The organism is Streptomyces sp. NPDC037100 (assembly GCF_055606225.1).
Map to the genome: position 1 here is coordinate 399,326 of NZ_JBVJSX010000001.1, position 13,864 is coordinate 413,189.

At 71.8% G+C, this 13,864-nt stretch carries 13 protein-coding genes; 8 read left to right on the forward strand and 5 right to left on the reverse strand.

Features of this window, described 5'->3' with window-relative positions; all coding sequences use genetic code 11:
- Nucleotides 1–59: 59 nt before the first annotated feature.
- Nucleotides 60–1,013, reverse strand: a complete 954-nt coding sequence (locus ACZ7EG_RS01860; RefSeq protein ID WP_471070757.1) for an anti-sigma factor RsbA family regulatory protein — start codon at nt 1,011–1,013, stop codon at nt 60–62.
- Nucleotides 1,010–1,357: an STAS domain-containing protein gene (locus tag ACZ7EG_RS01865; protein ID WP_471070760.1), complete on the reverse strand. Its 348-nt coding sequence runs from the start codon at nt 1,355–1,357 to the stop codon at nt 1,010–1,012. Before ACZ7EG_RS01865 ends, ACZ7EG_RS01860 begins: the two co-directional genes overlap by 4 nt.
- A gap of 185 nt (nt 1,358–1,542) precedes the next feature.
- On the opposite strand from ACZ7EG_RS01865, the gene ACZ7EG_RS01870 reads away from it, so the two are divergent.
- From ACZ7EG_RS01870 to ACZ7EG_RS01895, 6 genes are all read left to right on the forward strand, one after another.
- Nucleotides 1,543–2,238: an ANTAR domain-containing response regulator gene (locus tag ACZ7EG_RS01870; protein ID WP_471070763.1), complete on the forward strand. Its 696-nt coding sequence runs from the start codon at nt 1,543–1,545 to the stop codon at nt 2,236–2,238.
- 127 nt (nt 2,239–2,365) lie between these two features.
- Nucleotides 2,366–2,527 carry a hypothetical protein gene (locus ACZ7EG_RS01875; RefSeq protein ID WP_471070766.1) on the forward strand — a complete coding sequence of 54 codons (162 nt, stop codon included), beginning with the start codon at nt 2,366–2,368 and terminating at the stop codon, nt 2,525–2,527.
- Between the two features lie 261 nt (nt 2,528–2,788).
- The gene (locus tag ACZ7EG_RS01880; protein WP_471070769.1) at nt 2,789–3,031 is read left to right on the forward strand and encodes a DUF6411 family protein; all 243 of its coding nucleotides are present in this window, start codon (nt 2,789–2,791) and stop codon (nt 3,029–3,031) included.
- 68 nt (nt 3,032–3,099) lie between these two features.
- Complete coding sequence (locus ACZ7EG_RS01885) at nt 3,100–4,065, forward strand: YihY/virulence factor BrkB family protein (RefSeq protein ID WP_471070772.1); 966 nt, start codon at nt 3,100–3,102, stop codon at nt 4,063–4,065.
- 67 nt (nt 4,066–4,132) lie between these two features.
- Nucleotides 4,133–6,016, forward strand: a complete 1,884-nt coding sequence (gene uppS, locus ACZ7EG_RS01890; protein WP_471070775.1) for a polyprenyl diphosphate synthase — start codon at nt 4,133–4,135, stop codon at nt 6,014–6,016.
- Between the two features lie 161 nt (nt 6,017–6,177).
- The gene (locus tag ACZ7EG_RS01895) at nt 6,178–6,951 is read left to right on the forward strand and encodes a sulfite exporter TauE/SafE family protein (protein WP_471070778.1); all 774 of its coding nucleotides are present in this window, start codon (nt 6,178–6,180) and stop codon (nt 6,949–6,951) included.
- 355 nt (nt 6,952–7,306) lie between these two features.
- Here the strand turns inward: ACZ7EG_RS01895 and ACZ7EG_RS01900 are convergent, their stop codons facing one another.
- The 3 genes from ACZ7EG_RS01900 to ACZ7EG_RS01910 form a co-directional block, all read right to left on the reverse strand.
- Nucleotides 7,307–8,293: an HpcH/HpaI aldolase/citrate lyase family protein gene (locus ACZ7EG_RS01900; RefSeq protein ID WP_471070781.1), complete on the reverse strand. Its 987-nt coding sequence runs from the start codon at nt 8,291–8,293 to the stop codon at nt 7,307–7,309.
- Nucleotides 8,283–9,500, reverse strand: a complete 1,218-nt coding sequence (locus ACZ7EG_RS01905; protein ID WP_471070784.1) for a CaiB/BaiF CoA transferase family protein — start codon at nt 9,498–9,500, stop codon at nt 8,283–8,285. The genes ACZ7EG_RS01900 and ACZ7EG_RS01905 overlap by 11 nt, the downstream gene beginning before the upstream one ends.
- A 240-nt stretch (nt 9,501–9,740) precedes the next feature.
- Complete coding sequence (locus tag ACZ7EG_RS01910; protein WP_471070787.1) at nt 9,741–10,667, reverse strand: LysR substrate-binding domain-containing protein; 927 nt, start codon at nt 10,665–10,667, stop codon at nt 9,741–9,743.
- Between the two features lie 177 nt (nt 10,668–10,844).
- On the opposite strand from ACZ7EG_RS01910, the gene ACZ7EG_RS01915 reads away from it, so the two are divergent.
- Nucleotides 10,845–12,308, forward strand: coding sequence for a CitMHS family transporter (locus tag ACZ7EG_RS01915; protein WP_471070790.1), 1,464 nt, complete (start codon nt 10,845–10,847; stop codon nt 12,306–12,308).
- 91 nt (nt 12,309–12,399) lie between these two features.
- Nucleotides 12,400–13,803 carry a prolyl oligopeptidase family serine peptidase gene (locus ACZ7EG_RS01920; protein ID WP_471070793.1) on the forward strand — a complete coding sequence of 468 codons (1,404 nt, stop codon included), beginning with the start codon at nt 12,400–12,402 and terminating at the stop codon, nt 13,801–13,803.
- Nucleotides 13,804–13,864: the final 61 nt, after the last annotated feature.

Genomic DNA, 13,864 nt, shown 5'->3' on the forward strand with positions numbered 1-13,864 from the left:
GGCCGTCGACGCCGAGGCCCTGAACGCCGACGCCGGGTACCCGAGCGCCGGCCGGCGGTTCAGCGGGCGAACCAGCAGCGCACGGTCGTCCCGCTGTCGCCCCGGTGCACCCGCACCAGGTCGGCGATCAGGTTGACCAGCAGGATCCCCCGCCCGCCGCGCTGGTCGCGGGGCACGGGCCGACGTCCGGCCAGGACGTCCGCGAGGTGCCCGTCGTCCTGGACCTCGCACACCACGTACCCGTTTTCGGACCACACCCGGAGCACACCCGAACCGCCGCCGTGCACCACGCTGTTGGTGGTGAGCTCGGCCGTGGCGAGGGCCAGGTCGTCGAGCTTCACGCCGACGAGGCCGAGCCGCGCGCCCTCCCCGACGGCCACGTGCCGGGCGTGGGGAAGGGAGTCGGAGTCGAAGGTGAACATCAGCGCCTCCGGCACGGGTGGCAGCGCCTCGTTGTAGCGGGCGACCACGTCCTCGGGGGCGTACGCCGCGCTGTCCTGCTCCGCCCGGGAGCCGGGGTGGATGACGGTGGGGTGGGTGGCGTACGCGTCGGTGACCGCGTGCTCGGGCAGCCGTGCCACGTCGTACGGGCACATGATCGTCGCGGCCCGGCCCCGGAAGGCGGCGTTGATGAGCGCCTCGTGCTGGGCGCAGGCCGGGTACTCGATGCCGGAACGGCCCGCCCAGACGGGCTCGCCGATGATCCGTACCCGGCGGCCGGCGGGCTGGGCGTCGGCGAAGGCACGCAGCACGCCCGGGATGATGCGCCCCGGGTTGCGTCCGGCCTCGCGCATGTCCAGCAGCCGCACGGTCTCGGCGGCGTCCCCCAGCGCGTCCCTGATCAGGGCGAGGTTCTTGCCGGGCACGGCGACGGCGACCGGCTCACCGGCGTCCAGGCCGTCGCGTACGAAGGGCAGGGTGCCGTCGAGGTACTCCTGCTCGTCCCGGTAGAAGAGCGCGGGGTGGGCGAAGGGGTCGAGGGGCCCGAAGGGCTCGGTGACGGCGGTGGTCATGACGTCGACACCTCGATCCCCGTCTGCCCGGGCCACAGCAGGTCCAGCGTCCGCCGCAGAGCAGCCGGCGGCCGGCGCACCACGAACCTCCGGCCGTCCCGGAGCTGCCCGGCGGCCGCCGCGAGGGCACCGGCACCCGCGACGTCGACGAACGTCACGTCGGACAGCTCCAGGTAGTACACGTCCTCGCCTTCGCGAACAGCCTCTTCCAGTACGCCTTCCCAGATCGCACGCGTCGTCAGGCCGACCTCCCCCGCCGCCCGGACACCCTGCTGCCCGGCCAGCGGGAACACCGCCAGGCCCGGCACGGAGCCGGCCGCCGAGAGCTGATGCCGAGTCTTCAAGGCCCTCTCCCCACGTTTCCGGACCACAGCGCTCGTACCCGTTCGGCTGAGGCTCATTCCCCGAAGAGGTGTGTAGTAAGCCGTACGGCGGGCAGGCGCAGCTCACACCGACGTCCACGGGGGCGAGCGACGTCGTGCAGTCCGGCGAGACGAACACGACCGACGAGGACCGACAAGGCGGTGACATGACCTCAGCGGCATCACCACATCTCACGGGAGGGCTGGACACCCTGGTCATCCGTGGCCGCGTCGACGCGGACCGCGCCGAGCTCACTCCGCGGGGTGAGCTGGTCCACGGTTGCGCGGACATCCTGGCGAGAACCCTGGCCGATCTGCCGGCCACCGTCACCCGCGTGGACCTGGACATGGGGGACGTGCACTTCATGGACACGGCGGGTCTGCAGTTCCTGGAGGTGCTGGCCGACCACGGCCGGCAGCGGGCGCTGACGGTGACGGCGACGAACTGGAACGGCCAGCCGCGCCGGATCCTGGAGCTGGCGGGCCTGGACACGACCGACCCGCTGACCGGCCTGGACACCGCCGGCCCGGCCCCCGAGCCACCGGCCGTCCGCACCGTCTCCGCGGTCGCCCTGGAACGCGCGGAGTGCCTGCACGTCCTCCAGGAGGAGGTCGAGCAGCTGCGCCAGGCGATCGCCTCCCGCCCCGTCATCGACCAGGCGCGAGGCATCCTCATGGCCACGCACGGCTGCACGTCCGACGAGGCGTGGCACATCCTGCGGGAGACGTCCCAGCTGTCGAACACGAAGCTGCGGGACGTCGCGGCGGCGGTGACCGCGAGCGCGGAGGCGGACGGCCCGCCGCCGCCGGCCGAACTGCGCACCGCGCTGCAGCGGGCCGTGGCGAGGCGCCGCCGGGGCTGAAGCGCCGCCGGGGCTGGAGCGCCGCCGGGGCTGAGGCGCCGCCGGGCTGAGGGGCCGGGGTCCGGGACCGGTGTTCCCCGGCTCACCGGGGTACCCGGCAGCCGACCGCTGCGCGAGGAAGTACACGATGAGCGACCGCACCCCGTCCCAGGCCGAAGGCGACCGCGACGACGTGCAGGACACGACCCCGCGTCCCACCCCGTCCCAGACGGAGGGCGACCGCGGCGACGAGAACACCACGCCCGAGGGCACCACGCCCGAGGGGACCACAACGGAGGAGTCCCCGTGACGACGGAGTCCCGTGAAGACGGAAGCCCGTGAAGACGGAACCCCGTGAAGACGGAACCCCGTGACGACGGAACCCCGTGAAGACGGAACCCCGCGACGACGGAAGCCCGTGAAGACGGAGTCCCGTGACGGCGGAGTCCCCTCACGGAGAAGCCCCCTCACGGAGAAGTCCTCAAAACGGAGACTTCGCAAAACGGTGGCGGCACATACAGGCGGCCCGGCGGGGAACCCGTGTCTCCCCTACCAGTCAAGGGAGTTAATCGTGATCGTCGCCGCCGTCATCGCCGGGTGCGTGCTGCTGGCCGTGCTCGCCTTCCTCGTCCCCCGCCTCTCGCGCCACCCCGAGCGCGGCACCCAGCGTTCGCTCGGCGCGGGTGCCCGGGCCGGGGGCAAGGCACCCGGCTTCCTGGGCCGGCTCTTCGCCAAGCCCTTCCACACGAGCTCCCGCGCGGTGAGCCGCAGCGGCTCGGCCGGCCGCCGCACCCGCGGCCGCATGCCCTTCTGACCCTCCGCGCGGCGCGCCGCCCGGCATGCTGGTGCGGTACGCAGGCAGGCAGAAGGAGACCTTTCTCGATGGGCACCGCAGTGCACGTCCCGCAGACGCGGGACATGATCGGGGAGGAACTCTCCGGGGACGAGGCGTTCACCGCCCTGCGGCACTACGGAGGCCGCCGGCTCCTCGTCGACGCGTTCACCCGCTTCCGCTACGCGGACGGCTTCAGCAACTCCCGCTCCCTCGCCTTCCAGGTGGTCCTGGGCATGGTGCCGTTCACCATCGCCCTGGTCGGCGTGGCCACCACCGTGCACACGGAGAGCGTGGGGCGGATCATCGAACTCACCCTCGGCCGGATCGTGCCCGGCGCCAGCACGCGTCTGGTCGAGGACGCCCTGCACGGCACCGAGCGCAGTGCCGGTTCCGGCGTCTGGGGCGCCGTCGCCATGTGGCTGGGCCTGGCCTTCGCCGTGCTCAACCTGGCCTCGGCGATGGCCCAGGTCGAACGCGGCGCCAACCGCATCTACGGCATCGAGCGCGACCGGCCGTTCCTGGCGAAGTACGGCCGGTCCCTGCTCCTCGCCCTCGCCGCGGGCATGCCGATGGTGCTGGGGTTCCTCGTGCTCGTGGCCGGTGACGCAGTCGGCAGCGCGGTGGTGCAGGCCCTCGGCTGGTCCTCCGCATGGCTCGACCTGTGGGGCGCTCTCGACCTGCCGCTGGGCGTGCTGCTCGCGTGGGTCGCCTCCTCGGTGATCTTCCGGTGGGCGCCCCGCCGGGACCAACCGGGCTACACCTGGCTCGCGTTCGGCTCCGCGGTCCATCTGGTGCTGTGGATCACGGCCACCTGGCTGCTGGCGCTCTACGTCGCGAAGAGCGGCTCCTTCGGCGCCGTCTACGGGCCGCTGACGGCCTTCGTCGCCCTGTTGCTGTGGGCCAACCTGACCGGTGTCGCGCTGTTCCTCGGCATCGCGTTCGCCGCCCAACTCGAAGCGGCCCGGGCCGGCATCACCGAGGCCGTGCGGCCGGATCCGGGACCGGGGCCGTGAAGTACGTCCCTGACGCGCGCCCGGCCCCTGTGATCCACCCGCTGAACCAGGACGTATCGTCCTGGGTGTGAGCGATGTGCCCCCCGCGACCACCGCACCGGCGGACCGAGAAGCGACCTCCGGGACCACGGAGCGAGCCGAGCGCCCGGTGACCGGCGACGACCCGGCCCTGCGGGCGGCCTACCGGCTGTGCCGACGCCGGACGAAGGACGAGGACCCGGCGGAGTACGCGCTGATCCAGCTGGTGCCCGCGGCCCTGCGGCCGGCCCTGCACGCCCTGTGGGCGGCCGCCAACGCCCTCGACGACCTCGGCGACGACCGCACCGCGCCCGCCGCCGAGCGGGCCGCCCGGGTCGAGGCCTGGATCACCGCCCTGCACCGCGAACTGCCCACCGGAGCCGCCCAGGACCCGGTCCGCCACGCCCTGGTGGACACCGCGAACCGCTGGCGCCTGGACCTGTCCGAGCTGCGGGACGCCATGGCCCAGGTCCAGGACGACACCCGCGGCAGGCACTTCGCCGACTGGGCGCAGTGGCGCGCCTGGGGCCGGGACAACCTGCTGCCCTGGTTCGGTCTGGTCCGCACGGTCTTCGACCGGGCCGGCGTCCCCGTGGCCCTGCGTCTGGACACCCGGGAGGCCTACGAGGAGTTCCTCGACGGCGTCCGGCTCACCGACATCCTCACCGACCTGGCCGCCGACCTGGCCCAGGGGGACCTGCTCCTGCCCGCCGAGGCTCTCGACCTGCACCCCGGGTCCGCGGCCGACCTGGCGCAGCGCCGCTGGAGCCCCGCCGTCGCCGCCCTCGTCACGCACCTGACCGGCCTGGCCCGCCAGTGGGTGAACCAGGAGACCCTCACCCGAGGCATGCACCCCGGCCCCGCCACGGTCCTGCACACGATGGCCGCCCTGCTGTGCGCCCAGCTCGACGCCGTCGACGCGGCCGGCCCGGACCTCCTGCGCTCCGCGCCCCGGCCCGCACTGCGCACCCGGGCCCGCATCCTCGCCCCCGCCCGGGCCCGCGCGGCCCTGGCCTGGAGCCTTACCCCGCTGACGGTGCCGCCGCCGCAACGCCCCGGCGCGCGCAGGCCACCGGCACCCGCCGGGCCGGCACCCACCGGCGCCTTCCGGCTGCCGCCTCCCCACCCCGGCGGCGCGCGGCCCCCCGAGATTCCGCCCGGCCTGATGCCCGCCCACGTCGCCGTGATCATGGACGGCAACGGCCGCTGGGCCCAGCAGCGCGGCCTGCCCCGGCACGCGGGGCACCGCGCCGGTGCCTCGACCGTCCGCGAGGTGGTCCACGGCGCCCTGGACATCGGCCTGCGCCACCTGACGCTCTACACCTTCTCCACCGAGAACTGGCACCGCGACCCGAAGGAGGTCGACGCGATCCTCGGCCTGCTGCGCGACGAACTGGCCGAGAACCCCTTCCGCGACCTCGACGTCCGGCTGCGCTGGCACGGCCGCGCCGACCGCCTGCCGCCCGACCTGGTCGACCTGCTCCACCTGCGGGAGCGCACCACCCGTGCCCGCACCGGCCTGACGCTGACGATGTGCATCGACTACGGCGGCCGCGACGAGCTCACCCGCACGGCCGCCGCCCTGGCGCACCGGGCCCGGGCCGGCCGTCTGGAGCCCGGCCTGATCTCCGAGGACGACTTCGCAGGGCACCTGCCGCACCCCGACATGCCCGACGTGGACCTGCTCTGGCGCACCGGAGGCGAACAGCGCGTGTCCAACTTCCTGCCCTGGCACGCGTCCTACGCCGAGCTGCACTTCACCCCCGGCCTGTGGCCCGACGCCGACCGCCGCGACCTCTGGCAGGCGGTCACCGCCTACACCCGGCGCCAGCGCCACCACGGCGCGACTCCTGCCCCGACGGCGGAGCTCGCCCCTGCCGAGGGACCGCCGGCGGCCCCCTGTGCGGCGACCCCCGCGGGCTCGGGCGACTGAACCGGGCGTGCCGCCCCGGGGCGACACCGTGCCCCTGCCCGGCGGGGCCCACATACTGAGCGCACATGCCGGGCCGTCAGCCTGCTCGTGCATGATCGGTGCGAGCCCCTCGACCGCCTTCAGCGCAGCGGGGAGGCGACACACCGAGCCTTTTTGAGGAGATGGCGTTGTCCATCTGGGAAGCACTGGCCGTCTTCGCCGCCGGCACAGGAGCCGGCACGATCAACACCATCGTCGGCTCCGGCACTCTGATCACCTTCCCGGTGCTGCTCGCCACCGGGCTGCCGCCGGTCACCGCCAACGTCTCCAACGCCCTCGGCCTGGTCCCCGGCTCCATCAGCGGAGCCATCGGCTACCGCGCCGAACTGCGCGGACAGGGCCGTCGCGCACTCGTCCTCGGCCTCACCGCTCTCATCGGCGGACTCGGCGGCGCCGTCCTGCTGCTCGCTCTGCCCTCCGAGGCCTTCGACACGTTCGTCCCGGTACTGATCGCCCTGGCACTCGTCCTCGTACTGCTCCAGCCCCGCCTCGCCGACGTCGTACGGCGTCGCCGCGAGGACAACGGCGCCACCAAGCGCCCGTACGGCGGACCCGCGCTCCTGGTCGGACTGCTCCTGGCGAGTGTGTACGGCGGCTACTTCGGCGCCGCCCAGGGGGTTCTGTACCTGTCCCTGATGGGCCTGTTCCTCGACGAGGAGCTGCAACGCGTCAACGCCGTCAAGAACGTCCTCGGGGCCGTCGTCAACGGGGTCGCCGCCTGCTTCTTCCTCTTCGTCGCCGAGTTCGACTGGACGGCGGTCCTGCTGATCGCCGTGGGCTCCGCCCTGGGCGGGCAGATCGGCGCCAAGGTCGGCAGGCGCCTCCCGCCCCCGGCACTGCGCGCCGTCATCGTCGCCGTCGGCGTCGTCGCGATCGTCCAACTCCTGCTGCGCTGAGACACCGCGCACGCCGACTGAGTCCTTCCGGCCCACGGGGGCCCGACCGCGCAACCGAACCCGTAACGGGGCAACGAGATGATGGGGCCGGGACCTCGCGGCCCGTGCCGCTTCGGATCGCTCTCATCGAACGCGCCGGGCGGTCCCGGAGGAACGGCACGCTGCCGGCGATGGTGTCCACCGGCCGGCCGAAGAGGTGCTTGGGGCGGCATCGGCTTCGTGGAGACCAACTCCGGCGCGTACCGACTCTTCCCCGGTCGTCCAGAACGAATGGGACTCGCAGACCCCGCTGCCCAGCGGTCAGGCCCTGCACGCCGACCTGAAGGGCTCGAACATGGTCACCGTCCTCGGCGGGTCACGGGCCGGACGGCGGGTGTTCATCAGCCACACGCACGTGCGCCCCGTGTCGTTCCAGAGCAAGGCGTGCCGTACGGGCCATGGCCTCGTCGACCATCTCACCTTCGAATGTCACCGCGCCCGCCCCGTCCCCCTGTGCCGCCTCGACCGCCGCGATCAGCCTTGCGGAGCGGGCGAGTTCGGCAGGGCCGGGAGAGAACACCTCGTTGATCACCGGGACATGGGAAGGATGGATCGCCATCATCCCCTCGTAGCCGAGGGAGCGGTTCTGTTCGGCGAAGGCGCGCAGCCCCGACAGGTCGGTGATGCGCGTCCACAATCCGCTGACCGGATGCGGCACTCCCGCTGCCCTGGCGTCCAGCAGAACGCGGGATCGCAAGTCCACCGTCTCGGTACCCTCCGGGCTCCAGCGGTAGCCGACGGCGCGTTCCACGTCGCCGCCGGCGGCGGTGAGTGCTCCCAAGTGGGCGACGCGCGGGGCGGCTCGGGCGATGTCGTAGGCCTCGCGCAGGCCACGGGCCGTCTCCAGCAGGGGCACCAGGGCGATGCGTCCCGACGGCAGGCCCTGTTCCTGTTCGCACCAGTCCAGCACCCGGTCGGCAAGCTTCACGTCCTCGGCTGAGCAGACCTTGGGGAGCACGATGCCGGCGAGCCCGGGCCGTACGACCGCGCGCAGTTCCTCGGCTCCCGCCCAGCCGTCCAGCGGGTTGACCCGGACGAACAGCGCCATCCGTCCCGCCTGATCCGCCGAAGCGTCGGCGGACCGCACGATGGCATCGGCCACCTGTGTGCGGGCGGCGAGCTTGCCCGAGGCGGGCACCGCGTCCTCCAGGTCGAGGATGGCCGCGTCGGCGCCCGCTGCCCGGGCCTTGGGCAGCCAGTCGGTTCTGGTGCCGGGGACGAAGAGCAGGGAGCGCAGCGGGGGCCGGTCGACCGCTCCCGCGTTCCCCTCGGGGGGGCTCTCCGAAGACGCCTCAGATGACATCGCTCTTCTCCAGGTCGGCCAGTTCGTCCGCACTGAGTCCGAGCCACTGCCCGTAGACGAGGTGGTTGTCCTGTCCGAGGGCGGGCCCTGTCCGCCAGACCCGGCCGGGCTGCTGCCGGAAGTGCGGGATCACCGCCTGCATACGCACCGGACCGAGGTCGGGGTCATCGACGGTGACGATGTCTTCTCGCTCGGCGTACACGGGGTCGGCGGCGATGTCCGCGGCGTCGAACACCCGTGAGGCCACGACTTCGGCGCGGGCGAACTCCTCGAGGCACTCACCGGTACCGCGCTCCGCCACCCAGTTCCGCAGGCCCTCGTCCAGTTGCCCGCGCCGGTCGTGCTGTTGCTGCGCGGTGGCGAACTCCTGCTCGGGGAGTCCCAGCAGGCGGGCGATGTTGCGGACCGAGCGCAGCGTCGCGGAGGTCACCGTGATCCACTCGCCGTCGCGTGAGCGGTAGGTGTTGATCACGGCCGCGGGGGCGACGGCCAGCTGGTTGCCGGAGCGTTCGGGTACTCGTCCCAACTGGTCGTGGACGATGACCTGCCACTCGACGAGACGGAACAGGGACTCGAAGAGCGCGAGGTCGATCCACTCGCCGTCGAAGTCGGGGTCGTGGTCACGGCGGTGGAGGGCGGCGAGGACGGCGTAGGCGCCCATCAGGCCGGTCACGGCGTCACCGTGCGAGAAGCCGGTGTGGACGGGCGGGCCGTCGGGAAAGCCGGTCAGGTGGACGACTCCGCTGCGCGCCTCGCCCATCTTGCCGAAGCCGGGGGCGTCCGCCTGCGACGACGTGGCGCCGAAGCCGGAGATCTGCAGCAGTACGGCCCGGGGATTGATCCGGTGCACGGAGTCCCAGTCGAGTCCCCAGCTGCGCAGGCGTCCGGCGCGCAGGGTGACGATGACGACGTCCGCCCAGGCCACGAGTCGGCGAGCGACACTCCGGCCGGCCTCGTGGTGCAGATCGAGGGTGACCGAGCGCTTGTTGCGGCCGGCGACCTTGAACCACAGGTGGACACCGTCACGTTGGGGTCCCATGGCACGGGCCGCGTCTCCGGCGCCGGGAGGTTCCACGTGTACGACGTCGGCCCCTTGGTCGGCGAGCATCGATCCCGCCAGCGGCCCGGCAACCACATGGGCGAACTCAACCACTTTCAGCCCCTGCAACTGCCCGCGTCCGGTGGTGTTCCGCTGGTCTTCCGACACCGATGCGCTCCCTCGCCCTGCCGTTCCGCGTTGGTCCCCGACCGCGTCGTCTGCGCTGATGCGGCACGGTCGTCGCCGTTCGGGTCTTCAGATTGCAGGAGCGGAGAAATGCCTGTCGAGCAAAAGAAGGCCATCAATCAATGCGAAGAACGCATGAATCGGTGGAGGGGTTGGTATGCGGGGGCGGTGGGGGACCAGGGTGGTGCGGGGTCTCGGGCCCCCCGCACACCTCACGCGGCGTCATGCCCACGAAACCCCGGGTGGAAGGGCGCGGCCCTGGAGGCGGAACTCATCGAGCGTCTGAAGGAACCGCTCCGTCGCGGTCGGGAGCGTTCGCCGAACGCGCAGCGCGATGTCCAGGCGCCGCTCCACCACGGGGCCAACCAGAGGACGGCAGACGACGGGCCCGGCAGCCATGAGCGGAAGCACGAGAGCGGGCATCGCCGACACCCCCAGGCCGGCGGTCACCAGTCCGCCCACGGTCGCGATGCTGCCCGCCTCGGCCGCCGGTACCGCATGCGCGTCGATCTGGGCGAATGCCGCATCGGTGAGCCGTCGCACGCTCGAGTCGCGCCCGACGGCCAGGAACGGCTGACGAGCCAGGTCGTCCCAGGCCACCTCGTCGTGGTCGGCGAGCGGGTGGCCTTCCGGCAGCACGGCGACGAAGCGGTCCCTGACCAGAGGGCGGTGCTCCAACTGCTCGGGCGGGTTTCCGACGGTGGTGATCGCGAAGTCGGCATCACCGGACAGGACCCGGTCCAGTACCAGTCGCTCCAAGCCGTCGAGGAGGCGTACCGCCACCTGCGGCCGCCGCTCGCGGAAGTCGGATATCACCTGCGGCAGGAGCACCGCGGCAACCGAGGGCAGGGTGGCCACGGCGACCGTCCCCGACTCGCCGAGCAGGAACCGTCTGAGCTCCTTCATGCCCGCCCGGTGGGCGGTGACGATCTGCTCGGCGATCCGCAGGGCCTCGACGCCCGCCGCGGTCAACTGCACATTGCGGGTGTCCCGTTCGAGGAGTTGGACGCCGAGCAGCCGCTCCAGATCCGCCACCGCGCGGCTCAGCGAGGACTGGGAAACGTGCATCTCCGCGGCGGCCGCGGTGAAGCTCGCGGCCCGGGCGACGGCGGTGTACGCCGCCAGTTGACGCAGGGTGGTGGACTCCATGGCCGACGAGCCTAGGACGCACCCGCTTCCATTGATGCGCTTATCGCATGGACAGATCTCGGTTTGATGCTGGACACCGATCCGCTGGTGCTCCGAAACTCTCGCGTAACACCTCGGCCTGGCCCCGTCCCCCGCCCACCGCCGCCGAGGGTCGTCCCCGAGAAAGCGAGCGCCGCAATGCTGGCAGCCCTGGGCTTCGCCACGATCGCAGTCTTCCTGCTGCTCACCATGACCAAACGCGCCTCGGTGCTGGTCGCTCTGATCCTGGTCCCGGTGTTGGCGGCGCTCATCGGCGGCTTCGCGGGCGATCTGGGCGAGCTGATTCTCGGTGGGCTGTCCAAGGTGGCCCCCACCGGCATCATGATCGCCTTCGCGGTCCTGTACTTCAGCCTGATGGTGGACGCCGGGCTCTTCGACCCCCTGATCCGCGGTCTGTTGCGCGTGGCCCAGGGCGACCCGCTGCGGATCACCGTCGCCACGGCCGTCCTCACGCTGTGCGTGGCCCTGGACGGCGACGGTGCGTCCACCTTCCTCATCACCGTCTCCGCGCTGCTGCCGGTCTACAAGAGGCTCGGCATGAACCCCCTGGTGTTGTCCGGAGTGGTCTGCCTGGGCGCGGGCGTGATGAACATGATCCCCTGGGGTGGTCCGACCGTACGCGCCATGGCGGCGCTGAAGCTGGACAGTTCGGAGGTCTTCACCCCCGTACTGCCGGCGATGGGTTTCGGCATCGCCTGGGTACTGGTGGCCTCGTACCTGCTCGGCCGCCGGGAGCGCAACCGTCTCGGCGCACTGTCCCCGCTGGGTCCGGTCACGGACGTGCGCAAGGACGTGCGCATGAGCGAGGACGAGGGGGAGAACCGTGAACCCGCCGCTTCGACGACAACCACGGCTGCCACGGCAACTGCGGCACCCGAGTCGAGCCGGCCGGCCACTCCGACGACGGCCGACGGGCAGGAGAATCAGGCCCTCCGAACCCCCGGGGACGGGCCCGGCGCCGTCCGGGTCCCGCCGCTGCCGCGGACCTGGCTGAACATTTTCAATCTCCTGCTCACCATCGCCCTCGTGGTCTGCCTGATTCAGGAAGTGATGCCGCTTCCGGTGCTGTTCGTCCTCGGGTTCGCGATCGCGGTGCTCGTCAACCACCCCACCTGGGAACAGCAACAGGCGCTGCTCGACAAGCACGCCAAGAGCGTCGTCCTGGTCACCACGATGATCTTCGCGGCCGGCGTCCTCACCGGGATCCTCAGCGGCACCAAGATGATCGACGAGATGGCCGAGGCGCTCGTCTCCGTCGTCCCCGACTCCTTCGGGTCGCACCTGCCCGTCGCGGTGGCCGTCACCGGTATGCCGCTGAGCCTGGTCTTCACCCCGGACGCCTACTACTTCGGGGTACTGCCCGTACTCGCCGAGACCGCGAACGGATTCGGCACGGACCCGGCCGAGGTCGCCCGGGCCGCCATTCTCGGCCAGATGACCACGGGGTTCCCGCTCAGCCCGCTCACCGCGTCCACGTTCATCCTGGTCGGCATGAGCGGTGTGTCGCTCGGCGAACACCAGCGCTTCATCTTCCGCTGGGCCTTCGCCACCACCCTCGTCATGACGGCCGGCGCCCTGCTGACCGGCGCCTTCTCCCTGTGATCGCCGGGAGCCCGGAGCCGGACGACCGGATCCACACACATCAGGCACCTGGTCCGGGTGCCCCACCGACCACCGACCGAGACGAGGACCCATGAGATGGATCACCAGACGCACGGTGCTCACCATCACCGCAGGTGCGGTCACGGCGCCGGCCGTGAGCACGGCAACCGCCGCGGCCGCCGGCACCACGACAGCCGCACCCGAAGGACCCCAAGCCGTCTCGGGTGACGGCCGGCTCAATCCGGTCCTGCGAACGGACCTCGTCACGCGGGTGACGCCCAGGAACAACTGGCTGGTGACAGCCGTCGCCCTCCAGTACTCGCGTCGCATCGACTTACGTGGCGCGGTGATCCCGCCCTCCGCCTTCCAGGTGAAGGCCACGGTGGGCGGGCAAACAGCGGCTCGCACGGTGACCCGGGTGTACTCCAACACCACTGCCGCGGTGGACGACCGATCTCACCCCGGACGGCCGGGGGACCGCCTGATCATCGAACTCGACCCGAACGACGCCAACGCGCGGGCCGCCGGCACCGATCCCTTTCCGCTCGACCGCGCCTACTCCGTCAGACAGGTGGCGGACGTGCGCACCCCGGAAGGTGAACCCGTACTCACGGCCGGTCCGTTCGCGAGCCGGAACGACGACGTCATCACTCCCGTGGTCGACGACTTCACCGCCGGTTCCTTCACCGACTCCGCGGGTTTCGAACTGGACTTCCGGCTGTACCAGCCCGAGGGGTTCGTACGGAACCCTCAGACGCGCACGCGGTACCCGCTCGTCGTCACCCTGCATGGCGGGGGCGAAGTCGCGGACAACAACATGACCCAGCTCACTTCCAACCGGATCGCGGTCACGTTCGCCAAAGCGGAACGACAGCGCCGCAACCCCGCGTTCGTCCTCTCGCCGCAGATCCCCCTGCCCCGCCCCATGGACGGACCCGACGGCACGGACTGGACCGACGCCAAGGTCCAGGCCGCGCTGATGGAACTCATCGACACCTTCGTGAGCGAGCACTCCCGGAGCGTCGACACGGCCCGGCTCTATCTCGTCGGCCTGTCCTCGGGTGGGCGCGGCATCTACAGCCTGCTGGCGAAGCGACCCGACGTGTTCGCGGCTGCCCTGCCCACGGCCGGCTGGGGTGACTCGGCCACCATGGAAAGGATCACGCACATCCCGATCTGGGCCGACCACTCCGTCGACGACCCCGTCGTCCCCTACAAGGAGGGCCGGTTCGGCAAACCCGGCACCTGGACACTGATGAACGCGCTGGAGACCGCCGGCGCACGGGTCACCCGTGGCGAGTGGGCCAACGATCTGCCGAAGGCACAGTTCGAGGCCCGGTCCCGGGCGCTCCTCAGGCAGGCCCGGGACACACGCAGTCACGTACTGTTCACGAGCTACACGCCCGGAACGACACCGGTGAACCCACACCTCTCATGGGCCCAGACCTACGAGAACGACGTGGTCATCGACTGGCTCTTCGAACAGTCCCGATAGCCGGCCGCACGCGGCGACCGCCCGGTCCACCACCGTGGCGGACACAACCAGGCCGACTCCA

Coding starts and splice junctions, on each gene's coding strand:
- ACZ7EG_RS01860 (WP_471070757.1), bottom strand. CDS start 1,013: ATGACCACCGCCGTCACCGAGCCCTTCGGGCCCCTCGACCCCTTCGCC.
- ACZ7EG_RS01870 (WP_471070763.1), top strand. CDS start 1,543: ATGACCTCAGCGGCATCACCACATCTCACGGGAGGGCTGGACACCCTG.
- ACZ7EG_RS01875 (WP_471070766.1), top strand. CDS start 2,366: ATGAGCGACCGCACCCCGTCCCAGGCCGAAGGCGACCGCGACGACGTG.
- ACZ7EG_RS01885 (WP_471070772.1), top strand. CDS start 3,100: ATGGGCACCGCAGTGCACGTCCCGCAGACGCGGGACATGATCGGGGAG.
- ACZ7EG_RS01895 (WP_471070778.1), top strand. CDS start 6,178: ATGGCGTTGTCCATCTGGGAAGCACTGGCCGTCTTCGCCGCCGGCACA.
- ACZ7EG_RS01900 (WP_471070781.1), bottom strand. CDS start 8,293: ATGTCATCTGAGGCGTCTTCGGAGAGCCCCCCCGAGGGGAACGCGGGA.
- ACZ7EG_RS01910 (WP_471070787.1), bottom strand. CDS start 10,667: ATGGAGTCCACCACCCTGCGTCAACTGGCGGCGTACACCGCCGTCGCC.
- ACZ7EG_RS01915 (WP_471070790.1), top strand. CDS start 10,845: ATGCTGGCAGCCCTGGGCTTCGCCACGATCGCAGTCTTCCTGCTGCTC.
- ACZ7EG_RS01920 (WP_471070793.1), top strand. CDS start 12,400: ATGAGATGGATCACCAGACGCACGGTGCTCACCATCACCGCAGGTGCG.